Source organism: Mesorhizobium sp. M8A.F.Ca.ET.165.01.1.1, from assembly GCF_004792065.1.
Classification (GTDB): domain Bacteria; phylum Pseudomonadota; class Alphaproteobacteria; order Rhizobiales; family Rhizobiaceae; genus Mesorhizobium.
Window position 1 is genome coordinate 63,706 of the sequence record NZ_SRTH01000006.1, and the last position, 25,268, is coordinate 88,973.

Genomic DNA, 25,268 nt, shown 5'->3' on the forward strand with positions numbered 1-25,268 from the left:
CTTGAGCATACCGCTCCGAACAACGACGTGACCGATGCATCTGCGTGACGGCCTCCAGACCCATGCGACCGTCCGGCAGCGCTACGACCATCTGGTGGTATCAGGCGCGATCGGACGTGACCCCGCGCAGGAGGAGATCGCCGCCGCGCTCGACCGGCTGACCGACGAGATCTCGGCCAAGCGGCTTGCGCAAAAGTCCAGCGCGCTGGGCTGGCTGTTTGCCCGCAAGCGCGAGACGCAGGAGGCGGTCAAGGGCCTCTACATCCATGGCGGCGTCGGGCGCGGAAAGACCATGCTGATGGACATGTTCTTCGAACTCTTGCCGGTCAGGCGCAAGCGCCGCGTCCATTTCAACGACTTCATGGCCGACGTGCAGGACCGCATCCAGAAGCACCGGCAGGCGCGCAAGGAAGGCACGGTCAGGGAAGACGATCCGATCCCGCCGGTGGCCAAGGCGCTCGCCGAGCAGGCCTGGGTGCTGTGCTTCGATGAATTTTCGGTCACCGACATCGCCGACGCCATGATCCTGTCCAGGCTGTTCTCGGCACTGTTCGCCAGTGGGGTCGTGCTCGTCGCCACCTCGAACGTGGCGCCTGAAGACCTCTACCGTGACGGGTTGAACCGCCAGCTCTTCCTGCCGTTCATCGCCATACTGAAACGCCATGCTGAGGTGCTGTCGCTGGACAGCGACAAGGACTACCGGCTGGAAAAGCTTGCCCGCACGCCTGTCTACGTCATGCCGGCGGATGCGGCTGCCGTCGAGGCGCTCGACGAGGCCTGGCAGGCGATGACGCACGGGGCGCCGACGGCCGAGACGTCGCTGACGCTGAAGGGCCGCAAGGTGGCCGTGCCGGCCGCCGCCGGCGATGCGGCGCGCTTCTCCTTTGCCGACCTGTGCGAAAAGCCGCTCGGCGCGCGCGATTATCTGGCGATCGCCGGCCGGTTTTCGACCGTCTTCATCGACCATGTCCCGGTGCTGGGCGAAGGCAAGCGCAACGAGGCCAAGCGCTTCATCCTGTTGATCGATACGCTCTACGACCATCATGTGCGCCTGGTGGTGAGCGCGGATGCGCCGCCGCACGAGCTTTATGTGGCTAGGCGCGGCGTCGAGGTGTTCGAATTCGAGCGCACGGCCTCGCGTCTGATCGAGATGCAGAGCCGCGACTGGCTGGACGATTGGGCCGTGCGGCGGAAGGCGAAGGCTGCCCCGGCTGACGCGTCACGGGCGCAGGCCACCATGCCTTCGTCATCCTAGGGCGAAGCGACGCAAGCGGAGCGCGGACCCTAGGGATGACGGCGGTAGCGGGGCTTCGATCGTCCCGCTAAAGTCGATACACATACATCACAAAGCTCTCCGCCTCGGCATGCGGCTTGCGCGCCTCGTAAAGCGCTCGGGCCGGCAGATTGTCAGGTTCGGTGCCGACCCAGGCCTCCTCGCAGCCATGCTCCCTGCCGAGCGCGAACATGGCGTCGAGCATTTTGCGCGCAATGCCCTGGCGCCGGAAGGCCGGCGAGACGCCGACCTCGTCGATATAAAGTTCGGTCGGCTTGTCCGGATGGCGGTGGATGACCGCCGCGCATTGGCCGACGACAAGGCCCTCGACGAGGGCGACGATCATGAAATGGCCCGATTGCGCGAGATAACTGGCCAGGCGATCGGGCCTCACCGGCTCGTCGAACACGTCGTCGGCAACCCGCATCACAAGGGCGTCATCGCCGGGATAGAGCCTTCTGATCTCGACCGTCATTGTGTAAATTCTCCCAAGTCGGCTTACAAATTTTGACGTTTACGTAAATCCCAAACGCTCTAACCGATTGAAAATGCAGGGGTTGAAATAATCGTTTGAATTTATTTCTCACCGGAGCTATTGGGTGCGGCGATATCAGCGGTTCCCCGCAGCATTCCGGCCTCTTCCTCGACGCCGTGTTGGCGTCGCCACAGACAAAGGGAAATCATCCTCACATGGCACGCAACAAGATAGCGCTTATCGGCTCTGGCATGATCGGCGGCACGCTCGCGCATATGATCGGCCTCAAGGATCTCGGCGACGTGGTCCTGTTCGATATTGCCGAGGGTATTCCGCAGGGCAAGGGGCTCGATATCGCGCAGTCATCGCCGGTCGATGGTTTCGATTCCCGGCTGACCGGCGTCAACGACTATGCCGGCATCGAGGGCGCTGATGTCTGCATCGTCACCGCCGGCGTGCCGCGCAAGCCGGGCATGAGCCGCGACGACCTGCTGGGCATCAACCTGAAGGTCATAGAGCAGGTCGGCGCCGGGCTGAAGAAGTACGCGCCGAAGGCCTTCGTCATCTGCATCACCAATCCGCTGGACGCCATGGTGTGGGCGCTGCAGAAGTTTTCGGGCCTGCCCAAGACCCATGTCGTCGGCATGGCCGGCGTGCTGGACAGCGCGCGTTTCCGCTATTTCCTGGCCGAGGAGTTCAAGGTCTCGGTCGAGGACGTCACCGCCTTCGTGCTCGGCGGCCACGGCGATTCCATGGTGCCGATGATCCGCTATTCGACGGTGTCGGGCATTCCGCTTCCAGACCTGATCAAGATGGGCTGGACTTCGAAGGAAAAGCTCGACCAGATCGTGCAGCGCACCCGCGACGGCGGCGCCGAGATCGTCGGCCTCTTGAAGACCGGCTCGGCCTATTACGCACCGGCGGCCTCGGCGATCCAGATGGCCGAATCCTATCTCAAGGACAAGAAGCGCGTGCTGCCGTGCGCGGCGCACCTCTCCGGCCAGTATGGCGTCAAGGGCACCTATGTCGGCGTTCCCGTGGTGATCGGTGCCGGCGGTGTCGAGCGCGTCATCGAGATCGACCTCAACAAGGCCGAGCAGAAGATGTTCGACACCTCGGTGGCGACCGTGCAGGGCCTGACCGAGGCCTGCGTCAAGATCGCGCCGCAACTCGCCTCGAAGTGACCTCCCCAACATCACCCCCGGCAAACGACCTGGAGATAGTTCCCCATGAACATCCATGAATATCAAGGCAAGGCGCTGCTGAAGAGCTTTGGCGCGCCGGTGGCCGAAGGCGTGCCGGTGTTCAAGGCAAGCGAGGCGGAAGCCGCCGCGCAAGCGCTGCCCGGCCCGCTTTATGTGGTGAAGAGTCAGATCCATGCCGGCGGCCGTGGCAAGGGCAAATTCAAGGAGCTCGGCCCCGACGCCAAGGGCGGTGTGCGGCTGGCGAAGTCGGTCGCCGAGGTGGTCGCCAACGCCAATGAGATGCTCGGCCACACGCTAGTGACCAAGCAGACCGGCCCGGCCGGCAAGCAGGTCAACCGTCTCTATATCGAGGACGGCGCCGATATCGAGCGCGAGCTTTATCTGTCGATCCTGGTCGACCGTTCGGTCGGCCGCATCGCTTTCGTCGTCTCGACCGAAGGCGGCATGGACATCGAGGGTGTTGCCCACGACACGCCGGAAAAGATCATCACCGTCGCCATCGATCCGGAAAAGGGCGTGACGGCGGATGATGTCAAGGCGCTCAATGGCGCGCTGAAGCTCGACGGCGACGCGGCCAAGGATGGCGGCACGCTGTTCCCGATCCTCTACAAGGCCTTTGTCGAGAAGGATATGAGCCTGCTCGAGGTCAACCCGCTGATCGTCATGAAGAACGGCCGGCTGCGCGTGCTCGACGCCAAGGTTTCGTTCGACAACAACGCGCTGTTTCGCCACCCCGACCTGATGGAACTGCGCGACACCACCGAAGAGGACGAGAAGGAGATCGAGGCGTCGAAATACGACCTCGCCTATGTCGCGCTCGACGGCAATATCGGCTGCATGGTCAACGGCGCCGGCCTTGCCATGGCGACCATGGACATCATCAAGCTCTATGGCGCCGAGCCCGCCAACTTCCTCGATGTCGGCGGCGGCGCGTCGAAGGAGAAGGTGACGGCGGCGTTCAAGATCATCACCAAGGACCCGGCGGTGAAGGGCATCCTGATCAACATCTTCGGCGGCATCATGAAGTGCGACATCATCGCCGAAGGCGTGATCGCCGCGGTCAAGGAAGTCGGCCTGAAGGTGCCGCTGGTGGTGCGCCTTGAAGGCACCAATGCCGAGCTCGGCAAGAAGATCATCAACGACAGCGGCCTGAACGTCGTGTCCGCCGACGATCTCGACGACGCGGCCAAGAAGATCGTTGCGGCGGTGCAGGGCTGAGCCGGTGCCTCCGCGCAAGATAAACCTGGTCGAGGCGGCGGATCGCAAGATCACGAAAGTCTTCGATCCGCATGTCGCCGGCGACGTCAATGACAGCCAGGCCAAGGTCGCCAAGTTCGGCGAGGCCTTCGACTGGCACGCGCATGACAATGAGGACGAAGCTTTCCTGGTGCTGCGGGGCAGGATCGCCATCGATTTTCGCGATGGGCCGGTCGAGCTCGGCGAGGGCGACTTCATCGTCGTGCCGCGCGGCGTCGAGCACCGGCCGCGCTCGCTGACATCAGAGCCCGTGGTGCTGATGTTCGAGCCGGCGACGACGCTCAATACCGGCAATGCCAAGAGCGATCTGACCGTCACCGATCTGAAGCGGCTCTGACCATGAACGCGGCGTCCTTCTCTTCGCTCTCGGCCGATCACCAGCGCCTGCAGGCGCTGGTCGGTGCGTGGCGCGGCGAAGAAGAGGTGGCGGATACACAATGGGCCGATGGCGGCGCGGCGACCAGCGAAGTGCTGGCTGAGGCACAGTTCGGCGGCCAGTTCGTGGTGCAGCGTTATCGCCAGCGCCGCGACGGCACGATTTCGTTTGGTTCGCACACCGTGTTTGGTTTCGACCAGCAAAATGGCGTCGTCACCATGCACCAGTTCGATTCGATGGGCTTCGTGCCGGTGTCGCCTGCCACCGGCATATGGAACGACAGTGAACTCAATCTGGAACGGTCGTCGCCGCGCGGTTTTGCGCGCGTGACGTATATTTTCGACGATGCCGACGCCTACCGCATGCGATTGCAATTCAAACCCGCCGGCAGCGATGGCTGGCAAGACATGGTGAGCGGCGTCTACCGGCGCGTCTCGCCTTCCTCGATCAACGGTTTTTAGAAAAGGGCTCCGATGTCCATTCTCGTCGACAAGAACACCAAGGTGCTGGTGCAGGGCCTGACCGGCAAGACCGGCACGTTCCATACCGAACAGGCGCTGGCCTATCACGGGACAAAGATGGTCGGCGGCATCCATCCCAAGAAGGGCGGCGAGACCTGGAACGGCTCGAAGGGCGAGAGCCTGCCGATCTTCGCCACTGTCGCCGAAGGCAAGGAAAGGACGGGCGCCAATGCCTCCGTCATCTACGTGCCGCCGGCGGGCGCGGGCGAAGCCATCATCGAGGCGATCGAGGCAGAAATCCCGCTCATCGTCTGCATCACCGAAGGCATCCCGGTGATGGACATGGTCAAGGTCAAGGCGCGGCTCGACCGCTCCAAGTCGCGGCTGATCGGGCCGAACTGCCCGGGCGTGCTCACCCCCGACGAATGCAAGATCGGCATCATGCCCGGCAACATCTTCCGCAAGGGCTCGGTCGGCGTTGTTTCGCGCTCGGGAACGCTTACCTATGAGGCTGTGTTCCAGACCACCAATGTCGGCCTCGGCCAGACCACCGCCGTCGGCATCGGCGGCGATCCCGTCAAGGGCACCGAGTTCATCGACATGCTCGAGATGTTCCTTGCCGACGACGAGACGAAGTCGATCATCATGATCGGCGAGATCGGCGGCTCGGCTGAGGAAGACGCCGCGCAGTTCCTCAAGGACGAGGCCAAGCGCGGCCGCAGGAAACCGATGGCGGGCTTCATCGCCGGGCGCACCGCGCCGGCCGGCCGTACCATGGGTCATGCGGGCGCGGTCATCTCCGGCGGCAAGGGCGGCGCCGAAGACAAGATCGCGGCGATGGAATCGGCAGGCATCAAGGTTTCGCCCTCGCCGGCGCGGCTGGGCACGACCTTGGTCGAGGCGATCAAGGGTTAAGTGAGTAGGCAGTAGTGAATAGGGACTAACGGTGAGTAGCAGCTGACTGCTCACCATTCCCTTCAAAAGGAGACGGAGCCAGGCTCCGCGGACAAAAATGGCACGACAAGATCAGGCCAACGACCAGTTTTCGCTCACCTCTTTCCTCTATGGCGGCAATGCCGATTATATCGACGCGCTCTACGCCGCCTATGAGGACGATCCCGCTTCGGTCAATCCCGAGTGGCAGGAGTTCTTCGCGGGTCTGAAGGACGATGCCGGTGATGTGCGCAGGAACGCCAAGGGCGCTTCCTGGGCAAAACCCTCCTGGCCGCTGCAGGCCAATGGCGAACTGGTGTCCGCGCTCGACGGCAATTGGGGCATTGTCGAGAAGCACCTGGAAAAGAAGGTCAAGGACAAGGCGGTCACCAACGGGGTCGTGCTGTCCGACGCCGACGTGCACCAGGCGACGCGCGATTCGGTGCGTGCCATCATGATGATCCGCGCCTTCCGCATGCGCGGCCATCTGCACGCCAATCTCGACCCGCTCGGCATTGCCAAGCTCGAAGACTATAACGAGCTGTCGCCGGAGAATTACGGCTTCACCGAAGCCGACTACGACCGGCCGATCTTCCTCGACAATGTGCTTGGGCTCGAATTCGGCAGCATCCGGCAGATGCTGGAGATACTCACCCGCACCTATTGCTCGACGCTCGGCGTCGAGTTCATGCATATTTCCGATCCCGAGGAGAAAGCCTGGATCCAGGCGCGTATCGAAGGCGCCGACAAGGAGATTTCCTTCACCGCCACCGGCAAGAAGGCGATCCTGCAGAAGCTGGTCGAGGCGGAAGGCTTCGAGCAGTTCATCGACGTCAAGTACAAGGGCACCAAGCGCTTCGGCCTGGACGGCGGCGAATCGCTGATCCCGGCGCTGGAGCAGATCGTCAAGCGCGGCGGCCAGCTTGGCATGAAGGAAATCGTGCTCGGCATGGCCCATCGCGGCCGGCTGAACGTGCTTTCCCAGGTCATGGCCAAGCCGCACCGCGCCATCTTCCACGAGTTCAAGGGCGGCTCGGCCGCCCCCGACGAGGTCGAAGGCTCGGGCGACGTGAAGTACCATCTCGGCGCCTCGTCCGACCGTGAGTTCGACGGCAACAAGGTGCACCTGTCGCTGACCGCCAACCCCTCGCATCTGGAAATCGTCGACCCGGTGGTGATGGGCAAGGCGCGGGCCAAGCAGGATTATCTGTTCGGCCGCGGCCGCGAGGAGATCGTGCCGCTGGAAGAGCGCGCCAAGGTGCTGCCGCTCTTGCTGCACGGCGACGCCGCTTTCGCCGGCCAGGGCGTGATCGCCGAAATCCTCGGCCTGTCGGGCCTGCGCGGCCACCGCGTCGCCGGCACGCTGCACTTCATCATCAACAACCAGATCGGCTTCACCACCAATCCGCGTTTCTCGCGCTCGTCGCCTTATCCGTCCGACGTCGCCAAGATGATCGAGGCGCCGATCTTCCACGTCAATGGCGACGACCCGGAAGCCGTGGTGCACGCCACCAAGGTGGCGATCGAGTTTCGCATGAAGTTCCACAAGCCGGTGGTCGTGGACATGTTCTGCTACCGCCGCTTCGGCCACAATGAGGGCGACGAGCCGGCCTTCACGCAGCCGCTCATGTACCGCAACATCCGCACCCACAAGACGACGGTGCAGATCTATGGCGACCGGCTGATCGCCGAAGGCCACATCACCCAGGCCGAACTCGACCAGCTCAAGGCCGATTGGCGCGCGCATCTGGAAGCCGAATGGGAAGTCGGCCAGGCCTACAAGCCCAACAAGGCCGACTGGCTCGACGGCGCCTGGTCGGGCCTGCGCACGGCCGACAACCAAGACGAACAGCGGCGCGGCAAGACCGCCGTGCCGGTCAAGACGCTGAAGGAAATCGGCAAGAAGCTGACCGAGGTGCCGAAGGATTTCGAGGCGCACAAGACGATCATCCGCTTCCTCGAGAACCGGCGTCAGGCGATCGAGTCCGGCGAAGGTATCGACTGGTCGACGGCGGAGGCGCTGGCCTTCGGCGCCATCCTGCTCGACGGCAACCCGATCCGGCTTTCGGGCCAGGATTCCGAGCGCGGCACCTTCTCGCAGCGCCATTCCGTGCTTTACGATCAGCGCGACGAGACCCGCTACATCCCGCTCAACAATCTGTCGGCGGCGCAGGCCGGCTACGAAGTCATCAACTCGATGCTGTCGGAAGAGGCGGTGCTGGGCTTCGAATATGGCTACAGCCTGGCCGAGCCGAAGGCGCTGACCTTGTGGGAGGCGCAGTTCGGCGACTTCGCCAACGGCGCCCAGGTGGTGTTCGACCAGTTCATCTCGTCGGGCGAGCGCAAGTGGCTCAGAATGTCGGGCCTCGTCTGCCTGCTGCCGCACGGCTATGAAGGCCAGGGCCCGGAGCATTCCTCGGCCCGGCTGGAACGCTTCCTGCAGCTTTGCGCCGAAGACAACATGCAGGTCGCCAACTGCACGACGCCGGCCAACTACTTCCACATCTTGCGCCGGCAGCTGAAGCGCGACTTCCGCAAGCCGCTGATCCTGATGACGCCGAAGTCGCTGCTGCGCCACAAGCGGGCGGTGTCGACGCTGCCGGAAATCTCGGGCGAAAGCTCGTTCCACCGGCTGCTGTGGGACGATGCCCAGCTGCTGCCCAACCAGGCGATCAAGCTCACCAAGGATTCCAAGATCCGCCGCGTCGTGCTGTGCTCGGGCAAGGTCTATTACGACCTCTACGAGGAGCGCGAGAAGCGCGGCATCAACGACATCTACCTGCTGCGCGTCGAACAGCTCTACCCGTTCCCGGCCAAGGCGCTGATCACCGAGCTGTCACGCTTCCGGAACGCCGAGATGGTGTGGTGCCAGGAGGAACCCAAGAACATGGGCGCCTGGTCGTTCATCGATCCGTATCTGGAATGGGTGCTGGCGCATATCGACGCCAAGCATCAGCGGGTGCGCTACACCGGCCGTCCCGCGGCCGCGTCGCCGGCGACCGGCCTGATGTCAAAGCACCTTGCCCAGCTCGCCGCCTTGCTCGAAGACGCGCTCGGCGAATAGGCAGAACTGGGCGAATAGAACAGAACCGAAAGAACGGACAGGCACAATGGCTACCGAAATCCGCGTCCCCACCCTGGGCGAATCCGTCACCGAAGCGACCGTCGGCAAATGGTTCAAGAAGGTCGGCGATGCCATTGCCGCCGACGAGCCGCTGGTCGAGCTCGAGACCGACAAGGTGACGGTGGAAGTGCCTGCCGCCGCCGCCGGCACGCTCGGCGAAATCACTGTAAAAGAAGGTGAGACGGTCGGCGTCGGCGCTCTGCTCGGGTCGATTTCGGGCGGTGGGGCGGCTGCTCCCGCGACCAAGCCGCAAGCGGTGGCGCAGGCGTCCAGCCCCGACGCGGCGCAGACTACCAAGCAGGCCGCGGCCGAGACCGCCAAGGTTGCCGGCGATGCCGGCTCGGTCGAGCCACGCACCATGCCGCCGGCGCCGGCCGCGGCAAAACTGATCGCCGAGAACAATCTGTCGGTCGACCAGCTTTCCGGCTCGGGCAAGCGTGGCCAGGTGCTGAAGGGCGACGTGCTCGATGCCATCTCCAAGGGCGCGCCGTCGCAGCCGGCCGAAACGCCAAAGGCGGCGCCGGCACCGGTTGCCGTGCGCGCGCCGTCGTCCGGCGACGATGCTTCGCGCGAGGAGCGCGTGCGCATGACCAAGCTGCGTCAGACCATCGCGCGCCGGCTGAAGGAAGCGCAGTCGACCGCCGCCATGCTGACCACCTTCAACGAAGTCGACATGTCGGCGGTGATGGCGCTCAGGACCAAATACAAGGACGTGTTCGAGAAGAAGCACGGCGTGAAGCTCGGCTTCATGGGTTTCTTCACCAAGGCCGTCACGCACGCGCTGAAGGAAATCCCCTCGGTCAATGCCGAGATCGACGGCACCGACATCATCTTCAAGAACTATGCCCATATCGGCGTCGCGGTCGGCACCGAAAAGGGTCTCGTGGTTCCGGTCGTGCGCAATGCCGATCAGATGTCGATCGCCGAGATCGAGAAGGATATCGGCCGGCTGGGTATCGCCGCGCGCGACGGGAAGCTGTCGGTCGCCGACATGCAGGGCGGCACCTTCACCATCTCCAATGGCGGCGTCTATGGCTCGCTGATGTCGACGCCGATCCTCAACGCGCCGCAGTCGGGCATTCTCGGCATGCACAAGATCCAGGACCGGCCGGTCGTGGTCGGCGGCCAGATCGTGATCCGGCCGATGATGTATCTGGCGCTCAGCTACGATCACCGCATCGTCGACGGCAAGGAAGCGGTGACCTTCCTGGTGCGGGTCAAGGAAAGCCTGGAGGATCCGGAACGGCTGGTGCTTGATCTCTGAGGCGGTCGGATGGCGGGTTGCGGCAGGGGTGGCCAATGATGGCCCGTTTGCTTGGGCTCGCCGGACCGGTCGTGCTGGTGGCCGGCATTCTCGCGCCTGTTGCAAATGCCCAGGCCGCCTGTCCAATCGAGCTTGCCGTTTACGGCGATGCACAAAGTGGCGCCGAGATCGACTTCACCCCGACAGGCACCTCGGCCACAGTCACCAACACGTTTCGCTTGATCCTCGACAACAATGTGGTGCTGAACGGCATCGTCATGTGGACCCAGGACGTATCGCGGCCAAACGGCGCGCTGATGTACAAATGCCCGGAGGGTGACGTGACCGGCGCCGAGCTTGCCGCCTGCACGCTGTGGAACGGCGTCATCTATACGGCCGATGACAAGGGCGCTGTCGGCCTGTTGCCGGCCGAGGGCGTAGAGGCGCCAAAGACGCTGATCCTGCCCGATCTCGGGCCAGTGCTCAGGCAATCCCGAGCCTACGGCGGCGGCACCGGCTTCTCGAAAGTGCCCTCGGATGTGTTCTCGATGAAGGGGTGCCAGGAATGACCACGATGCAAAAAGTGCTGCTGGTCACTGGCGGCAGCCGCGGCATCGGCGCCGCTATCTGCCGGCTCGGAGCCAAGGCCGGCTATCGTGTCGCGGTCAATTACGCCTCCAACAAGGCTGCCGCCGATGCGCTGGTTGCCGAGATCAAGGCCGGCGGCGGCGACGCTGTTGCCGTCAGGGGCGATATCGGCAAGGGAACCGACATCGTGGCCATGTTCGGCGCCGTCGACCGCGCCTTTGGCAGGCTCGATGCCTTCGTCAACAATGCCGGCATCGTCGACGTCAAGGCGCGCGTCGACGAGATGGATGTGTCGCGGCTTGAGCGCATGATGCGCATCAACGTCGTGGGCTCGTTCCTGTGTGCCCGGGAGGCGGTCAAGCGCATGTCGACGCGGCATGGCGGTTCGGGCGGCGCGATCGTCAACATCTCTTCGGCGGCGGCGATGCTGGGCTCGCCGGGTGAATATGTCGACTATGCCGCCTCCAAGGGCGCCATCGACACCTTCACCGTCGGGCTTGCCCGCGAGGTGGCTCTGGAAGGCATCCGCGTCAATGCGGTGCGGCCTGGGATCATCGACACCGAAATCCACGCCTCCGGCGGCCAGCCCGACCGCATCGAACGGTTCCGCGACCTGCTGCCGATGAAAAGAGCCGGTACCGCGGATGAAGTCGCGGGCGCGGTCCTCTATCTTTTATCCGACGCCGCGTCCTATACGACGGGCGCGATCCTGAATGTCAGCGGCGGCCGCTGAGCCCCAAGCAAAAGGGAAACAAACATGGCTTATGACGTGGTTATCATCGGCTCTGGACCGGGCGGCTATGTCTGCGCCATCAAGGCGGCACAGCTCGGGCTGAAGGTCGCGGTGGTCGAGAAGAACGCTACCTTCGGCGGCACCTGTCTCAACATCGGCTGCATCCCGTCCAAGGCGCTGCTTCATGCCTCGGAGATGTTCGCCGAGGCCGGCCATTCCTTCGACACGCTCGGCGTCGAGATACCGGCGCCCAAGCTGAACCTGAAGAAGATGATGGCGCACAAGGACGCGACGGTGTCGGCCAACGTCAACGGCGTCGCCTTCCTGTTCAAGAAGAACAAGATCGATGCCTTCCGCGGCACCGGCAAGGTTGTCGCCGCCGGCAAGGTCTCGGTGACCGGCGAGGACGGCAAGGTCGAGGAGATCGAGACCAGGAACATCGTCATCGCCACCGGCTCCGACGTCGCCGGCATTCCCGGCGTCAAGGTCGACTTCGACGAGAAGGTGATCGTGTCGTCGACGGGCGCACTGTCGTTGGAGAAGGTTCCCGGCCATCTGGTGGTGGTCGGCGGCGGTGTCATCGGGCTCGAGCTCGGCTCGGTCTGGGCACGGCTCGGCGCCAAGGTCACCGTGGTCGAGTTCCTCGACACCATCTTGGGCGGCATGGACGGCGAGGTGTCGAAACAGTTCCAGCGGCTGCTCTCCAAGCAGGGTTTCGAGTTCAAGCTCGGCGCCAAGGTCACCGGCGTCGCCAGGGCCAAGAAGGGCGCGACCGTCACCTTCGAACCGGTGAAGGGCGGGGCGGCTGAGACCATCGATGCCGACGTCGTGCTGATCTCGACCGGGCGCCGCGCCTTTTCAGACAGCCTTGGGCTGAAGGAAGCGGGCGTCGAGGTCGACGAGCGCGGCCGGGTCAAGACCGATGGGCATCTCAGGACCAACGTGCCCGGCATCTATGCCATCGGCGATGTCATCGCCGGGCCGATGCTGGCGCACAAGGCCGAGGACGAGGGCGTGGCGGTGGCCGAAACCATCGCCGGCCAGGCCGGCCACGTGAACTATGATGTCATACCGAGCGTCGTCTACACCAGTCCGGAAATCGCCTCGGTCGGCAAGAGCGAGGAGGAGCTGAAGAAGGCCGGCATCGACTACAAGGTCGGCAAATTCCCCTTCACCGCCAACGGCCGCGCCCGCGCCATGCTGCACACCGACGGTTTCGTGAAGATCCTCGCCGACAAGCAGAGCGACCGCGTGCTCGGCGTGCATATCGTCGGCTTCGGCGCCGGCGAGATGATCCATGAGGCGGCGGTGCTGATGGAGTTCGGCGGCTCGTCGGAGGATCTGGCCCGCACCTGCCACGCGCATCCGACGATGTCGGAAGCGGTGAAGGAAGCGGCGCTGGCCACGTTCTTCAAGCCGATCCACATTTAGGGTTGTCTTGATATTCAGGTGATGCCGGCCTGCGAACGACGGGTCGGTTCGGCCTGCCCTGAATCTCAAAACACCCCGTGCCCGTCGCCCAAAACAAAACGGCCCGCCATTCGGCGGGCCGTTCGTCTTTGATATCGAGCCGATCAGTTGGCCGGTGCCGGAGCCGGTGCCGGAGCTGGCGCGGGGGCCGGCGCTGGGGCCGGCGCGGGCGCTGGTGCAGGAGCCGGGGCGGGCGCGGGCGCCGGTTCGGCTGGCTTGGCCGGTTCGGCAGGCTTCATCGGTTCAGCCGGCGCGGGCGCCGGGGCCGGTGTGCTGGCTGCTGGCGGCTCTGCGGGTGCCGGGTGCTCGCCGCTTCTTCCGAAAACGTAATACGCGACAATCGCCAGAATAACGACGACCAGGGCAATCAGCCAAGGGCTGCCGCCGCCGCCGCTTGGCCTGGGAGTGTCGTTTGGTGTGTTCGCCATGAAAGTGTCCTCCGTGGATGAAAATTATCAATCAACAGACATCAACGCGCTATCGTTGAACAGGTTTCACGCTAGCGAAGGGACACGCCGAAAATACGACGGGCAGATCCGCCAGTTGCCATCCGACTCAATTGACAGCGGCGACAGTATAGCCGGCTTTACGAAAATCCTCGACCAGTCCCTCTGGATCGGGAAGTGCGGCCCGCCGACCGCGATGAAAGCGTCGGTCAGGCGGCGTTTCGCCACGCAGCCAGCCACACCAGCGGATGCTATCGTTGGTTACGAGGGATTTGCCGGTATGACGCCCACTGCACGGACTTTTCCTGATCCCGAAGGTGCTCTTGCCGGCGCTCAGTTCGCCGACCGATATGTGCTGATAACCGATGGCCTTGCCCTGACCGCCATTGGCGCGGCCGAACGCGTGCTGGGGCGGACACCGGGATGGGTCGGCCTGCTGACGCAGCTGCGCAACCTCGCCGTCAGGCCATTTGGGCTGAAAACGGGGGCGGAACCCGACGCGCCGCCGGAAAGCAGGATCGGCATATTTCCGCTCATCAGCCAGACACATGGCAGGGTCGTCCTTGGGCTGGACGACCGGCATCTCGATTTCCGCATCCTGGTGGAGGTGAACGATCTCGGCGCGGGCCGGCAGGAGGTGGCTGCGTCGACGATCGTGAAGACGCATAATCTGCTTGGGCGGACCTATCTCGCCATCATCATGCCGTTTCACCGCATCATCGTTCCGGCGATGCTGGCTCAGGTCTTGATCAAATAGGGCTTAAAGCCCCACCGCCGTGACGGTATAGCCGGCTTTGCGGAAATCCTCGACCAGTCCCTCGGGACCGGGAAGATGCAGCGCGCCGACCGCCATGAAGGCGTTGCCCTTGGCCAGGATCGGCCCGGCATGATCGACCATCACCTTGTTGCGGCTGGTGATCATGGTCTCCTCGAAGGCGGCGTAGCCCGCAGGGTCGTTCTGCTCGTCGGGCATGGCGGCGCGGAACAGCGGCCAGAACATGCCGGTGTCGCCACGCTGGTAGAGCACGATCATGGTCTCGTTGATGTCGTTGACCTTGTCGCCCAGCTTCAGCGTGTCGACCAGACCCTTCATGTGAAAGGCGAGCGGCAGCGAAGCCATGGCGCGCAGCTGGCTCTCGGCTGTTTCCAATCCTTCCACCGGCTTGCCCGCCGCCTTGGCGCTCTCGGCCAGCTTGACGTCAAGCACCGGCGCTCCGCTGGACTGGCGGGCGAGTTCGCAAGCCGGAAGCGCCATCATGGCCGACAGCATCCACGGCTTCATCTTGGCGACCGTTGCCGGCGGGATGCCGCGCGCGTCGAGCGCGGCGTTCATGGCTGCCGCCTCGTCCGGCGACAGCAATGACGACAGCGTCGTGGAGTCGGTGAACATCATCAGGTCCGGCTCCTTCAGCATCGCCGTCATCATCTTCTGCTTGTCGAGCACGTCGGTGGTCTCGATGATGAGGGTGCCGGCGGCGTCAAAGGCCTTCTGTGCATAGGCCGGCAGCGTGGTGACGCGCGGATCGGTCATGTGCATGGTGCCGAACAGGTAGGATGGCTGTTCGCCTGATTTTTCCAGCTTCCACAGCAGACCCTTGCCGTTGAGCGTGGCAGCGGCCTCCGCCTCGATCTTGTCGTAGGTGGCGGGGCTGCCCTTCTGCAAGGCCGACAGCATGTCGGCGCCAGTGCAGGTCGGGATTTCCGCGTGCGCCCTGCCGGCCGCGAACAGCAGGACAGCAAGGAAGGATAGGAAAAACAGCACGTTGAGCGCGACAAGCAGCTTCAGCGAGATGGAAGCTGCACGGTCGGCGATGGCGATGACGCGTTTCATGATCCCATTCCTAGGACCGAAAAGCGGCAAAACCGTTAATCGGGACGGCAAAATTGAAGGGTTCAGGCTCTGGGATGGGCCGATTCGTAGATTTCCAGCAGTCTCGTCGTGTCGACGCCGGTGTAGATCTGCGTCGTCGACAGGCTGGCGTGGCCGAGCAATTCCTGGATGGTGCGCAGATCGCCGCCTCGGCCGAGCAGATGAGTGGCGAAGGAATGGCGCAAGGCATGCGGTGTCGCTGTATCGGGCAGGTTGAGCGCCGAGCGCAGTTTTGCCATGTCGCGCTGGATGATGGCCGGGTTGAGCGGGCCGCCGCGCGCGCCCCGAAACAGCAACTCCTTTGGATCGAGATGGTAGGGACAGAGCCGGCGGTATTCGGCGATAGCCCTGAGCGCGACCGGCAGCACCGGCACCAGCCGCGTCTTGCCGCCCTTGCCGGTGACGCGCAGCACGGTGTAGGCTTCAGATGCCAAATCGGCGGCGCTGAGGCCAAGCGCTTCCGAAATGCGCAGGCCCGAGCCGTAGAGCAGCGTCAGCACGGCGGCGTTGCGGGCGGCGATCCAGGGTTCTTCGGCCAGTTGACCCTCGACGGAGACCACCTGCCTGGCATCGCTCGCCGTCAGCGGCTTGGGCAGCGATTTGGGCTGGCGTGGCGCCCGCAGGGCCGCGGCGCCCGCCGCATTGGCCAGGCCTCGCCGTTCGAGGAATCGCAGCAGCGAGCGGATGCCTGCCAGCCCGCGGCCGAGCGTGCGAGCGCCGGCGCCGGCATTGCGCCGGGTGGCGAGGAATCCGCGCAGATCGGCCGGGCGCAGATTGGCGATATCGGAAATGCCGGGCGGTCCGCCGATATGGCCGGTGAGGAAGTGCAGGAACTGGCGAGAATCGCGCTCATACGCCTCGACGGTTTGCGGCGACAGCCGGCGTTCGCGCGCCAGCATCTTCAGCCAGTTTTCACGCGCCGCCTGGAGATCGGGTTTTGCCGGTATGAGGAATTCCTGCATCGGGTCTGTTCCGGTTCGCGGTCATTTTCCGGCAGCCGGGTTAGGAAGCGGTGAAGAGCCCGTCATTGAAATGACGGCGGGGCGGCGCTAGAGCAGGGACAAAGGATTTTTCGCCATGAGCAAGCTCCAAAACCCCGTCCAGATGGCCGTGATCGGTGCCGCCCACGGCATCAAGGGCGAGCTCCGGGTGAAAACCTTCACCGGCGATCCAATGGCGCTGGCAGACTACGGGCCGCTCTACGCCAGGGACGGCCGTGCCTTCCAGATCACCGACATAAGGCCCGCCAACACCGTTGTCGTGGTGCGCTTCAAGGGCGTCAGCGACCGCAACGCGGCCGAAGCGCTCGCCGGCACGGAGCTGTTCGTCGACCGTTCGATGCTGCCGGACGATGGCGAGGAGGACGAATTCTACCATGCCGACCTGATCGGGCTGGAAATCCGGGATGATACCGGTGCTGCCATCGGCAAGGTCGTCGCGGTGCACAATTTCGGCGGCGGCGACATCCTCGATGTGACGCTCGCCGGGCGCAAGGGCGTGCTGATCCCGTTCACGCAGGCCGCCGTGCCTGCCGTGTCGATCGCCGAGGGGTTCGTCCGCGTCGACCCGGTGGCGGCCGGCCTGGTCGAGGACGAGGATGGCGAGGCGCCGCGCGAGGACGATTTCGATCCCAAGGGCCGGCCGCGCGGACCGCGTGACGCCGGGGGCAACCGGTGAGCTTTGCCGCGTCGGTGCTGACGCTCTATCCCGAGATGTTTCCGGGCGCGCTCGGCCTGTCGCTGGCCGGGCGGGCGCTGGAGGCGGGCACCTGGTCGCTTGATGCGATCCAGATCCGCGACTTCGCCACCGACCGCCACCGCACCGTCGACGACACGCCGGCCGGCGGCGGCGCCGGCATGGTGATGCGCGCCGATGTGCTGGCGAAGGCGATCGACCATGCCTCGCCGCCGGGAGATGCGCGCCCCCGCCTGCTGATGAGCCCGCGCGGCAAACCACTGACGCAGGCGCGCGTGCGCGAACTCGCCGCCGGGCCGGGCGCTGTCATCCTGTGTGGCCGCTTCGAAGGCGTCGACCAGCGGGTGATCGACGCGCGGGGCCTAGAGGAAGTCTCGATCGGCGATTTCATCCTGTCGGGCGGCGAACCGGCAGCACTCGTGCTGCTCGACGCGGTGGTGCGGCTGTTGCCCGGCGTGATGGGCAATGCGGTCTCCGGCGAGGAAGAGAGTTTCGAGAACGGCCTGCTCGAACATCCGCATTACACGCGGCCGCAAGAGTTCGAGGGCAGGCCGATTCCGGACGTACTGATCTCCGGAAATCACAAGAAGATCGCCGAATGGCGGCGGGACCAGTCAGAGCGGCTGACGAAGGAGAGGCGGCCCGATCTTTTGAGCGCTCAGCCCTTGGTGAAATAGTAAAAAGCCAGAAACAGGCCGACGGCGACGACGAAGCCGCGCACCGCGTTCTGCGGCACGCGCTTGGCGATCCAGACGCCGGCATAGCCGCCCAGCGCTCCGCCCGGGATCATGACGATCGCCTGCGGCCAGGCGACGACACCGCCCGAGACGAAGACGACGATGGCGACTGCCGCGATGACCACGGCCAGCATGTTCTTCAGCGCGTTCAGCCGGTGGTAGTCGCCGGCCTGGGTCAGACCGAGCGTTGCCAGCATCATCACGCCCATGCCGGCGCCGAAGAAGCCGCCATAGATGGCGGTGATGAACTGCGCCAGCGAACCGGCGAGCGAGCCCACGGCCGCTTCGTGTCCGGCTTTCGGCGCCGGCTTCAGCCATGGTCCGGCGGCAAACAGCGCGGTCGCGCCCAAAAGCAGCCATGGCACCAATGCCCGAAAGGATGGATTGTCGAGCGCGAGCAGAATCAGCGCGCCGGCCATGGCGCCGATGGCGGAGATCAGGCAGAGCAGCAGCGCGCCGCGCCAGAAGTGCCTGATGTCGTCCCAGTAGGCGAGCGTCGAGGTGATGTAGCCGGGAAATTGCGTTACCGAGGAGGTGGCGTTGGCGACGATCGGCGGCACGCCGATCAATGTCATGGCGCCAAAGGTGATGAAGGTGCCGCCGCCGGCGACCGCGTTGGCGGCGCCTGACAGAAAGCCCGCCAGGAAGAGCAGGATGGCATCGAAGACTGACATGGAAGGCCGCCGTGAAGAACTGTGCTATTTCTGGCTTAGGAAGCTTGCCGGACCGGCGCAACCCGGCACGACAGGATTACGATGGTGCCATGCCGGGAGCCATGCCGGCAAAAAATGCATGGCCAAGGCGTGACAAAGCGCCGAAATAGCTGTATGTGCCCGCCCGTACCGGCAAGAACAATCTTCCGGACCCGTCAACAATGACGGTGTAGTCGCCCCTGTCCGATGTATTAAAGACAATTGTCTTGGAGACAAAGGGCATAGCCGAGCGGTCAATGGAACGGCAAGGCAAGCGTAGGGCGCTCTGACTGTCGGAAGAACAAGAAGTGGATTTCAAGATGGATCTCATCCGTCAGCTCGAGGCCGAACAGGCCGCCAAGATCGAAGCCAAGCGCAAGCTTCCCGAATTCCAGCCCGGCGACACCGTGCGCGTCCAGGTCCGCGTGACCGAAGGCACCCGCACCCGCGTCCAGGCCTATGAGGGCGTCGTCATCGCCCGCGCCGGTTCCGGCTTCCAGGAAAATTTCACCGTCCGCAAGATCTCCTATGGCGAAGGCGTCGAGCGCGTGTTTCCGGTGTTCTCGCCGATGGTCGAAGGCGTCGAGATCGTGCGCCGCGGCAAGGTGCGCCGCGCCAAGCTCTATTACCTGCGCGACCGTCGCGGCAAGTCGGCCCGTATTTCGGAAAACACCGGCGTGCGCGCCCGCAAGCTCAACGATGAGGAGCGCGATGCGCTGAACGCCGAGAAGGCCCGCATCGAGGCCGAGAAGGTCGCCGCCGCCCAGGCGCTGGCCGCCGAGACGGCCGCCAAGGAAGCCGCCGAGAAGAAGGCGGCCGCCGAGGCCGAAGCAGCCAAGGCCGCCGCGGAAGCCACTCCGGCCGAATAAGGTTTCGGAAATCCATTCAAAAGGCGGCTTCGGCCGCCTTTTTCGTTTTGGCGAACAGCCAGGCATTCTACCGTGGTTCTTCGTGTTTACGGACACCTTGGCGATTGGCCGAGACATCTGTGTGTCGTCATCCACGGGCGAAGCAAGGAGCGAAGCGACGCGGCGCAGACCCGAGGATCCATGCCGCAACTTCTGAGCGCCGCTACGGTGCAGAGCTGGCTCCGGTGAGCGCGACCCCATCTGAACCGCTGTGCTAGGTTGACCATCACGGCATGGATCCTAGGGTTTCCGCGACGTCGCTTCGCGACTGCTACACCCTAGGATGACGAAGTCTGGGATTCCCATCCTCTAAGATAGCGAAAACACAGCGGCAGGGAGCTTGACGCCTGATTATATTGTGTACTAACTAATCGTGTACAAATTAATTGGAGACTACGATATGGCACTCTACACCACACAGGCTCGCGTCACCGGCGGCCGCGCCGGCCATGGCGAGACCGCTGACGGTTTGCTCAAGGTCGACCTGGCGATGCCCAAGGAGCTCGGCGGGCCGGGCGGCGCCACCAATCCCGAGCAGCTCTTCGCCATCGGCTATGCCGCCTGCTTCGAAAGCGCCGTCCGCTTCGTCGCGCGCAAGCAGAAGCTGCCGCTCGCGGATGCCGCGGTAACCTCCACGGTCAGCCTGCTTCCCAATGGCGAGGGCTTCAGGCTCGGCGTCGCGTTGGCGGCGGAGACGAAAGGCCTTGATCAGGCGGCCGCGGAAGCGCTTGTATCGGCGGCGCATCAGATTTGCCCCTATTCGAACGCCATCAGGGGCAATGTCGAAGTGGCGCTTTCGGTAAAGGCGGTATGACGGCAAAGGTCGAAACGAAAGCCAGCGAAGTCCCGGCGGAAGCCGCCGGGGCGATCCCCGTGCCACGGCTCGATCAGCAGCTCTGCTTCGCGCTCTATTCGGCGAGCGGGCTGATGACTAAGCTCTACCGGCCGCTGCTCGATCCGCTTGGCCTGACCTATCCGCAATATCTGGTGATGCTGGCGCTGTGGGAACGCGCGCCGAGCACGGTGGGCGACCTTGGCGAGGCGCTCGGCCTGGATTCGGCGACGCTGACGCCGCTGCTCAAGCGGATGGAGGCGGGCGGGCTCGTCACCCGCCGGCGCGATGCCGCCGATGAGCGCCGGGTGCTGGTCGAGCCGACGGCCAAGGGCCAGGCCCTGCGCGCGAACATGAAGGATGTGCAGACCGCGCTCGATTGCGGCATGCCGCTGGAGCGGACCGAGCTCAAAACCCTACACGGCACGCTCACCCGCCTGGTCGCGGGATTGCGCGAAGCCACGATTGACCAAGATTGATCGCGGCAAGGACTGTCCTCAAAACCGCCTCCCAGAAGCACGGGAATCCACGTTGACGCGTAACGTCGCAGTGGACCCGTCTTGCAAGGCGCTTGCGGAAAGCTAAAGTCGGCGCTGGATTTTCCTGCCGCGCCGGCATCGCGCGGCCAATCATTTCGGGGGTGTGTCGTGACAAAATCAAAATTGCTGCTGGCCGGCCTGTTGGCTCTGGTCCTGGCGCCCGTTGCCGCCTTCGCGCAGGCGCTGCCCGATCTCGGCGGCAAGAAGGTGGTGGTGGTGACGGAAAACGCCTATCCGCCGCTGCAGTTCATCGATGCCAAGACCGGCAAACAGATCGGCTGGGAATATGACGCGATGAACGAGATCGCCAAGCGGCTCAATTTCAAGGTCGAGTACCAGAACACCTCCTGGGACGCGATGATCCAGGCGGTTTCCGACAACCAGTACAACATCGGCATGACCGGCATCACCATCAAGGACGACCGCAAGGAGAAGGTGGATTTCTCCGATCCCTACATGCGCTCGGAACAGTTCATGCTGGTGCGCGGCGATGAAAGCCGCTTCACCGACGCCAAGACCTTCGGCGCCTTCAAGGACGGACTGATCGGCGCGCAGGCAGGCACGACGCCGTTCTACACCGCCGTCTACAGCGTGCTCGACGGCAACGAGCAGAACCCGCGCATCAAACTGTTCGAGACGTTCGGGGCCACGGTACAGGCGCTGAAATCCGGCGACGTCGATGTCGTGCTGACCGACGGCACCGCCGGCAAGGGCTATGTCGACGCTTCGGCGGGCAAGCTGAAGCTGATCGGCGGCCCGCTCGGCACCGAGGATTTCGGCTTCATCTTCCCCAAGGGGTCGGACCTGGTGAAGCCGGTCAACGCCGCGATCGCCGCGCTCAAGGCGGATGGCACGCTGGATGCGCTGAACAAGAAGTGGTTCCTTGATTACAAGATGGGGCAGTGAGCCCATCTTGGTGCGCGCAGTGGATTTGCAGGAAATTGCGCTGACTCGGCGCGATTTCCTTTCCGGCGCCTTTTGATGCCATCCGCATCCACCACCAAACCCGAATTCCCCTGGTGGCTGGCCGTCGCCGCCATCCTTGCCTTGGCGGCGGCGCTGTTCATCGCCACCAGCGATCTCTACGCCCAGGTCTTCGCCACCGTCGCCAAGGGTATCGGCATCACCGTCTTCGTCACCGTCGTTGCCTTCGCCATGGCGTCGGTCATCGGTCTCGGCATCGCGCTGATGGGCCTGTCTGCTTCAACCTGGCTGCGGCAGATCGCGCGCTTCTATGTCGAGATCATCCGTGGCGTGCCGATCCTGGTGCTGCTGTTCTGGATCGCGTTTGCCGGCGCGCCGGCCTCCGTCGCGGCCTGGAACGCGCTGACCGCGCCGCTGCAGAATGCCGGCCTGTTCGGCGAGCTTCTGGTGCGCGACGTGTCGTTGCTGTGGCGCGCCATCATGGCGCTGACCATCGGCTATTCGGCCTTCATCTCGGAGGTCTTCCGGGCCGGCATCCAGTCGGTCGAGAAAGGCCAGATAGAGGCGGCGAAGGCTTTGGGGCTGAGTCGCGCGCAGCGCTTCCGGCTGGTCGTGTTCCCCCAGGCGATCCGCACCATCCTGCCGCCGCTCGGCAATGATTTCGTCGCCCTGGTCAAGGATTCCTCGCTGGTCTCGGTGCTCGGCGTCGCCGACATCACCCAGATGGGCAAGGTCTATGCGGCCGGCTCATTCCGCTTCTTCGAGACCTATTCGATAACGGCCTATATCTACCTCATCCTCACAGTCGGCCTTTCGCTGGCGCTCAGGACGCTGGAGCGGCGTTTGCGCCGCCAGCAGGAGGAATAGTTTTTCGGCAAGGACAGCGTTAGGCTCGGCTGCTGACCGGAGGAGGAGCTTGCCCATGAACATCGACAAGGCCAATGCGGCGCTGGATTCGGTCTACACCGCCGATACGCCCGAAACGCTGGCGCCGGCCTATGCCGCATGGGCGGCGACCTATGACAGCGAGACCGCCTCGCTCGGTTATCTCCTGCCGTTCCTGATCACCGCCTGGGTGGCGCGCCACGTGCCGGCGGGCGAGGGGCCGCTGCTCGACGCCGGCTGCGGCACCGGCCTGTCGGGACCTTCGTTGAAGGCGCTCGGCTACGGCGACATCGCCGGGCTGGATCTCTCGAACGACATGCTCAAGATCGCCGGCAGCCGCAACGCCTACAGCGAACTGAAGCAGGCGATGCTGGGCGGACCGCTGCCGTGGCCGGATGGGCATTTCCGAGCCTTCTTCTCGACCGGCGTGTTCACAATCAGCCATGCGCCGGCATCGAGCCTGCACGAACTGGTGCGCATCACGAAGAAGGGCGGCCACGCCATCTTCACCGTGCGCGACCAGGTGTTCGAGAGCGGCGGTTTTCAGGCTGTCTTCGACGAATTGGAGCAGGCAGGGAAATGGCGGGCGGTCGAGGCAAGCCCGTGGTTCCGCTGCTATGCGATCGGCGAGCCGGAGGCTCTGGTGAAGACGTTTGTGTTCGAGGTGCTTTGAGCGGACTTCCCTTCCCCCCTTGTGGGGGAAGGTGGATCGGCGCGATAGCGCCGAGACGGATGAGGGGTGTTCCAGGGGAAAGCCAGCGTCTCACTCCGCTGGAACACCCCTCATCCGTCGCCTGCGGCGACACCTTCTCCCACAAGGGGAGAAGGAAGAAGCGCTGACCCACGCCGCAATTGCCGAAAAGCCAAAACATTGCTATCTACCCGGCCATGGAAGAGCTTTTTGGCGATCCGGCTTACAAGGGATTCGTGCTGCAGGACAGAAAACGCCTGCCGTCGCGCTTTTCCGCGCGCGTGTCCGGCGCCCTGACCAGCCGACTTCGCTGATCCTGACGGCCGGCCGCGGGTTTGCGGCATCAGCTCTTTCCCATTCTCATATCGACGGATTTACGCACATGAGCGCACCGCGCACCCTCTACGACAAGATTTTCGACGACCATGTCGTCGACCGCCAGGACGACGGCACCTGCCTGCTCTATATCGACCGCCACCTCGTCCATGAAGTGACCAGCCCGCAGGCCTTTGAAGGCCTGCGCATGAGCGGCCGAAAAGTCCGCCATCCGGAAAAGACGCTGGCCGTGGTCGATCACAATGTCTCGACTTCGCCCGAGCGCAAGTTCGGCATCAAGAACGAGGAAAGCCGCATCCAGGTCGAGGCGCTGGCCAAGAACGCCAGGGATTTCGGCGTCGAGTATTATTCGGAGAACGACATCCGCCAGGGCATCGTCCACATCATCGGCCCCGAGCAGGGCTTTACGCTGCCCGGCATGACCATCGTCTGCGGCGACAGCCACACCTCCACCCATGGTGCTTTCGGCGCGCTGGCGCATGGCATCGGCACGTCCGAGGTCGAGCATGTGCTGGCGACGCAGACGCTGATCCAGCGCAAGGCCAAGAACATGCTTGTGCGCGTCGATGGCGTGCTGCCTGAAGGCGTCACCGCCAAGGACATCATCCTCGCCATCATCGGCGAGATCGGCACCGCTGGCGGCACCGGCTACGTCATCGAATATGCCGGCGAGGCGATCCGTGCGCTGTCGATGGAAGGCCGCATGACGATCTGCAACATGTCGATCGAGGGCGGTGCGCGCGCCGGCCTGATCGCGGCGGACGAGACCACCTTCGCCTATGTCAAGGACAAGCCGCGCGCGCCCAAGGGCGCTGCCTGGGACGCGGCGCTCGAATACTGGAAGACGCTGCGGACCGACGAAGGCGCGCATTTCGACAAGGTGATCGTGCTCGACGCGGCCAAGCTGCCGCCGATCGTCTCCTGGGGTTCCTCGCCCGAGGACGTCGTCTCCGTGCAAGGCATCGTGCCCAACCCGGAAGACATTCCAGACGAGAACAAGCGCACCTCCAAGCTGCGCGCGCTCGACTATATGGGCCTGACGCCAGGGACGAAAATCACCGACATCACGCTCGACCGCGTCTTCATCGGCTCCTGCACCAATGGCCGCATCGAGGATCTCCGCGCCGTCGCCAAGGTGGTCGAGGGCAAGACGGTCAGCCCGCATGTCGATGCCATGATCGTGCCGGGCTCCGGCCTGGTCAAGGAGCAGGCGGAAGCCGAGGGTCTCGACAAGATCTTCCGCGCCGCCGGGTTCGACTGGCGCGAGCCGGGCTGCTCGATGTGCCTTGCCATGAACGACGACCGGCTGAAGCCGCATGAACGCTGCGCCTCGACCTCGAACCGCAATTTCGAGGGCCGGCAGGGCTTCAAGGGCCGCACCCATCTGGTGTCGCCGGCGATGGCGGCGGCGGCGGCGATCGCCGGCCACTTCGTCGACATCCGCGACTGGAAGTAGGCCGTCCGATCCCGAGCGCATTCCAGGCCCCGGACCGCGTCGCTGTCCGGGGCCTTTCTTCATTCACGCGGCCGCATATGCGCCTTCGCTTAACCGCTTGTTTGGGCTTGCCCCCTATG

At 64.3% G+C, this 25,268-nt stretch carries 25 protein-coding genes; 21 read left to right on the top strand and 4 right to left on the bottom strand.

The annotated features are described in order from the left end of the window. Window positions 1-34: 34 nt before the first annotated feature. Entirely contained in the window at window positions 35-1,255 is a 1,221-nt protein-coding gene (zapE, locus tag EN808_RS18160; RefSeq protein WP_135916565.1) for a cell division protein ZapE, read from the top strand. Window positions 1,256-1,322: 67 nt separating this feature from the next. On the opposite strand, the gene EN808_RS18165 is transcribed toward zapE, so the two are convergent. After that, window positions 1,323-1,748, bottom strand: coding sequence for a GNAT family N-acetyltransferase (locus EN808_RS18165; protein WP_135916566.1), 426 nt, complete (start codon window positions 1,746-1,748; stop codon window positions 1,323-1,325). A 215-nt stretch (window positions 1,749-1,963) separates the two neighbouring features. Between EN808_RS18165 and mdh the strand changes: the two genes are divergently transcribed. The 11 genes from mdh to EN808_RS37795 all read left to right on the top strand — a co-directional run bounded on the left by mdh (window position 1,964) and on the right by EN808_RS37795 (window position 14,341). After that, window positions 1,964-2,932, top strand: a complete 969-nt coding sequence (mdh, locus tag EN808_RS18170) for a malate dehydrogenase (RefSeq protein ID WP_135916567.1) — start codon at window positions 1,964-1,966, stop codon at window positions 2,930-2,932. A gap of 45 nt (window positions 2,933-2,977) precedes the next feature. Next, the gene (sucC, locus tag EN808_RS18175; RefSeq protein ID WP_127872821.1) at window positions 2,978-4,171 is read left to right on the top strand and encodes an ADP-forming succinate--CoA ligase subunit beta; all 1,194 of its coding nucleotides are present in this window, start codon (window positions 2,978-2,980) and stop codon (window positions 4,169-4,171) included. A gap of 4 nt (window positions 4,172-4,175) precedes the next feature. Continuing rightward, a complete protein-coding gene (locus EN808_RS18180; RefSeq protein WP_135916568.1) occupies window positions 4,176-4,547 on the top strand; it encodes a cupin domain-containing protein in 372 nt (123 codons plus the stop codon). 2 nt (window positions 4,548-4,549) lie between these two features. Then, the gene (locus EN808_RS18185) at window positions 4,550-5,047 is read left to right on the top strand and encodes a DUF1579 family protein (RefSeq protein ID WP_135916569.1); all 498 of its coding nucleotides are present in this window, start codon (window positions 4,550-4,552) and stop codon (window positions 5,045-5,047) included. 12 nt (window positions 5,048-5,059) lie between these two features. Continuing rightward, window positions 5,060-5,962, top strand: coding sequence for a succinate--CoA ligase subunit alpha (sucD, locus tag EN808_RS18190; protein ID WP_127276279.1), 903 nt, complete (start codon window positions 5,060-5,062; stop codon window positions 5,960-5,962). 97 nt (window positions 5,963-6,059) lie between these two features. After that, the gene (locus tag EN808_RS18195) at window positions 6,060-9,044 is read left to right on the top strand and encodes a 2-oxoglutarate dehydrogenase E1 component (protein WP_135883795.1); all 2,985 of its coding nucleotides are present in this window, start codon (window positions 6,060-6,062) and stop codon (window positions 9,042-9,044) included. 46 nt (window positions 9,045-9,090) lie between these two features. Further along, a complete protein-coding gene (gene odhB, locus EN808_RS18200) occupies window positions 9,091-10,368 on the top strand; it encodes a 2-oxoglutarate dehydrogenase complex dihydrolipoyllysine-residue succinyltransferase (RefSeq protein ID WP_127276283.1) in 1,278 nt (425 codons plus the stop codon). A 38-nt stretch (window positions 10,369-10,406) separates the two neighbouring features. Next, window positions 10,407-10,916, top strand: coding sequence for a hypothetical protein (locus EN808_RS18205; RefSeq protein ID WP_245511785.1), 510 nt, complete (start codon window positions 10,407-10,409; stop codon window positions 10,914-10,916). After that, window positions 10,913-11,668 (top strand): SDR family oxidoreductase, encoded by a 756-nt coding sequence (locus tag EN808_RS18210; protein WP_135916570.1) that lies wholly within the window; start codon window positions 10,913-10,915, stop codon window positions 11,666-11,668. The genes EN808_RS18205 and EN808_RS18210 overlap by 4 nt, the downstream gene beginning before the upstream one ends. A 24-nt stretch (window positions 11,669-11,692) precedes the next feature. Continuing rightward, the gene (gene lpdA / locus EN808_RS18215; RefSeq protein WP_135916571.1) at window positions 11,693-13,099 is read left to right on the top strand and encodes a dihydrolipoyl dehydrogenase; all 1,407 of its coding nucleotides are present in this window, start codon (window positions 11,693-11,695) and stop codon (window positions 13,097-13,099) included. Window positions 13,100-13,564: 465 nt separating this feature from the next. After that, window positions 13,565-14,341 (top strand): DUF2867 domain-containing protein, encoded by a 777-nt coding sequence (locus EN808_RS37795; protein ID WP_335930844.1) that lies wholly within the window; start codon window positions 13,565-13,567, stop codon window positions 14,339-14,341. Between the two features lie 3 nt (window positions 14,342-14,344). On the opposite strand, the gene EN808_RS18230 is transcribed toward EN808_RS37795, so the two are convergent. Together EN808_RS18230 and EN808_RS18235 are read right to left on the bottom strand one after the other, a co-directional pair. After that, window positions 14,345-15,415 carry a TraB/GumN family protein gene (locus tag EN808_RS18230; protein WP_127276291.1) on the bottom strand — a complete coding sequence of 357 codons (1,071 nt, stop codon included), beginning with the start codon at window positions 15,413-15,415 and terminating at the stop codon, window positions 14,345-14,347. Window positions 15,416-15,477: 62 nt separating this feature from the next. After that, window positions 15,478-16,416 (bottom strand): tyrosine recombinase XerC, encoded by a 939-nt coding sequence (locus EN808_RS18235; protein WP_135916572.1) that lies wholly within the window; start codon window positions 16,414-16,416, stop codon window positions 15,478-15,480. A gap of 115 nt (window positions 16,417-16,531) precedes the next feature. Between EN808_RS18235 and rimM the strand changes: the two genes are divergently transcribed. Further along, entirely contained in the window at window positions 16,532-17,131 is a 600-nt protein-coding gene (gene rimM / locus EN808_RS18240; RefSeq protein ID WP_127276297.1) for a ribosome maturation factor RimM, read from the top strand. Then, on the top strand, window positions 17,128-17,826 hold the full coding sequence (gene trmD, locus EN808_RS18245; RefSeq protein WP_127872825.1) for a tRNA (guanosine(37)-N1)-methyltransferase TrmD: 699 nt from the start codon (window positions 17,128-17,130) through the stop codon (window positions 17,824-17,826). The genes rimM and trmD overlap by 4 nt, the downstream gene beginning before the upstream one ends. On the opposite strand, the gene EN808_RS18250 is transcribed toward trmD, so the two are convergent. Then, a complete protein-coding gene (locus tag EN808_RS18250; protein ID WP_127281190.1) occupies window positions 17,808-18,560 on the bottom strand; it encodes a sulfite exporter TauE/SafE family protein in 753 nt (250 codons plus the stop codon). The genes trmD and EN808_RS18250 overlap by 19 nt on opposite strands. A 338-nt stretch (window positions 18,561-18,898) precedes the next feature. Between EN808_RS18250 and rplS the strand changes: the two genes are divergently transcribed. The 7 genes from rplS (at window position 18,899) to leuC (ending at window position 25,149) form a co-directional block, all read left to right on the top strand. Further along, complete coding sequence (rplS, locus tag EN808_RS18260) at window positions 18,899-19,447, top strand: 50S ribosomal protein L19 (protein ID WP_096451662.1); 549 nt, start codon at window positions 18,899-18,901, stop codon at window positions 19,445-19,447. 439 nt (window positions 19,448-19,886) lie between these two features. Further along, window positions 19,887-20,300: an organic hydroperoxide resistance protein gene (locus EN808_RS18265; RefSeq protein ID WP_127276798.1), complete on the top strand. Its 414-nt coding sequence runs from the start codon at window positions 19,887-19,889 to the stop codon at window positions 20,298-20,300. After that, a complete protein-coding gene (locus EN808_RS18270) occupies window positions 20,297-20,797 on the top strand; it encodes a MarR family winged helix-turn-helix transcriptional regulator (RefSeq protein ID WP_127872826.1) in 501 nt (166 codons plus the stop codon). Before EN808_RS18265 ends, EN808_RS18270 begins: the two co-directional genes overlap by 4 nt. A gap of 168 nt (window positions 20,798-20,965) precedes the next feature. Then, window positions 20,966-21,763 carry a transporter substrate-binding domain-containing protein gene (locus EN808_RS18275; protein ID WP_127276794.1) on the top strand — a complete coding sequence of 266 codons (798 nt, stop codon included), beginning with the start codon at window positions 20,966-20,968 and terminating at the stop codon, window positions 21,761-21,763. A gap of 75 nt (window positions 21,764-21,838) precedes the next feature. Beyond that, window positions 21,839-22,648: an amino acid ABC transporter permease gene (locus EN808_RS18280; RefSeq protein ID WP_127276792.1), complete on the top strand. Its 810-nt coding sequence runs from the start codon at window positions 21,839-21,841 to the stop codon at window positions 22,646-22,648. 55 nt (window positions 22,649-22,703) lie between these two features. Continuing rightward, entirely contained in the window at window positions 22,704-23,339 is a 636-nt protein-coding gene (locus tag EN808_RS18285) for a class I SAM-dependent methyltransferase (protein WP_135916573.1), read from the top strand. 400 nt (window positions 23,340-23,739) lie between these two features. After that, window positions 23,740-25,149 carry a 3-isopropylmalate dehydratase large subunit gene (leuC, locus tag EN808_RS18295; protein WP_135863418.1) on the top strand — a complete coding sequence of 470 codons (1,410 nt, stop codon included), beginning with the start codon at window positions 23,740-23,742 and terminating at the stop codon, window positions 25,147-25,149. Window positions 25,150-25,268: the final 119 nt, after the last annotated feature.

Bases quoted from the DNA above. Each gene is read 5' to 3' on its own strand.
- zapE (WP_135916565.1), top strand. From the start codon at position 35: ATGCATCTGCGTGACGGCCTCCAGACCCATGCGACCGTCCGGCAGCGC.
- EN808_RS18165 (WP_135916566.1), bottom strand. From the start codon at position 1,748: ATGACGGTCGAGATCAGAAGGCTCTATCCCGGCGATGACGCCCTTGTG.
- mdh (WP_135916567.1), top strand. From the start codon at position 1,964: ATGGCACGCAACAAGATAGCGCTTATCGGCTCTGGCATGATCGGCGGC.
- sucC (WP_127872821.1), top strand. From the start codon at position 2,978: ATGAACATCCATGAATATCAAGGCAAGGCGCTGCTGAAGAGCTTTGGC.
- EN808_RS18185 (WP_135916569.1), top strand. From the start codon at position 4,550: ATGAACGCGGCGTCCTTCTCTTCGCTCTCGGCCGATCACCAGCGCCTG.
- sucD (WP_127276279.1), top strand. From the start codon at position 5,060: ATGTCCATTCTCGTCGACAAGAACACCAAGGTGCTGGTGCAGGGCCTG.
- EN808_RS18195 (WP_135883795.1), top strand. From the start codon at position 6,060: ATGGCACGACAAGATCAGGCCAACGACCAGTTTTCGCTCACCTCTTTC.
- odhB (WP_127276283.1), top strand. From the start codon at position 9,091: ATGGCTACCGAAATCCGCGTCCCCACCCTGGGCGAATCCGTCACCGAA.
- EN808_RS18205 (WP_245511785.1), top strand. From the start codon at position 10,407: ATGGCCCGTTTGCTTGGGCTCGCCGGACCGGTCGTGCTGGTGGCCGGC.
- EN808_RS18210 (WP_135916570.1), top strand. From the start codon at position 10,913: ATGACCACGATGCAAAAAGTGCTGCTGGTCACTGGCGGCAGCCGCGGC.
- lpdA (WP_135916571.1), top strand. From the start codon at position 11,693: ATGGCTTATGACGTGGTTATCATCGGCTCTGGACCGGGCGGCTATGTC.
- EN808_RS37795 (WP_335930844.1), top strand. From the start codon at position 13,565: ATGAAAGTGTCCTCCGTGGATGAAAATTATCAATCAACAGACATCAAC.
- EN808_RS18230 (WP_127276291.1), bottom strand. From the start codon at position 15,415: ATGAAACGCGTCATCGCCATCGCCGACCGTGCAGCTTCCATCTCGCTG.
- EN808_RS18235 (WP_135916572.1), bottom strand. From the start codon at position 16,416: ATGCAGGAATTCCTCATACCGGCAAAACCCGATCTCCAGGCGGCGCGT.
- rimM (WP_127276297.1), top strand. From the start codon at position 16,532: ATGAGCAAGCTCCAAAACCCCGTCCAGATGGCCGTGATCGGTGCCGCC.
- EN808_RS18250 (WP_127281190.1), bottom strand. From the start codon at position 18,560: ATGTCAGTCTTCGATGCCATCCTGCTCTTCCTGGCGGGCTTTCTGTCA.
- rplS (WP_096451662.1), top strand. From the start codon at position 18,899: ATGGATCTCATCCGTCAGCTCGAGGCCGAACAGGCCGCCAAGATCGAA.
- EN808_RS18265 (WP_127276798.1), top strand. From the start codon at position 19,887: ATGGCACTCTACACCACACAGGCTCGCGTCACCGGCGGCCGCGCCGGC.
- EN808_RS18270 (WP_127872826.1), top strand. From the start codon at position 20,297: ATGACGGCAAAGGTCGAAACGAAAGCCAGCGAAGTCCCGGCGGAAGCC.
- EN808_RS18280 (WP_127276792.1), top strand. From the start codon at position 21,839: ATGCCATCCGCATCCACCACCAAACCCGAATTCCCCTGGTGGCTGGCC.
- EN808_RS18285 (WP_135916573.1), top strand. From the start codon at position 22,704: ATGAACATCGACAAGGCCAATGCGGCGCTGGATTCGGTCTACACCGCC.
- leuC (WP_135863418.1), top strand. From the start codon at position 23,740: ATGAGCGCACCGCGCACCCTCTACGACAAGATTTTCGACGACCATGTC.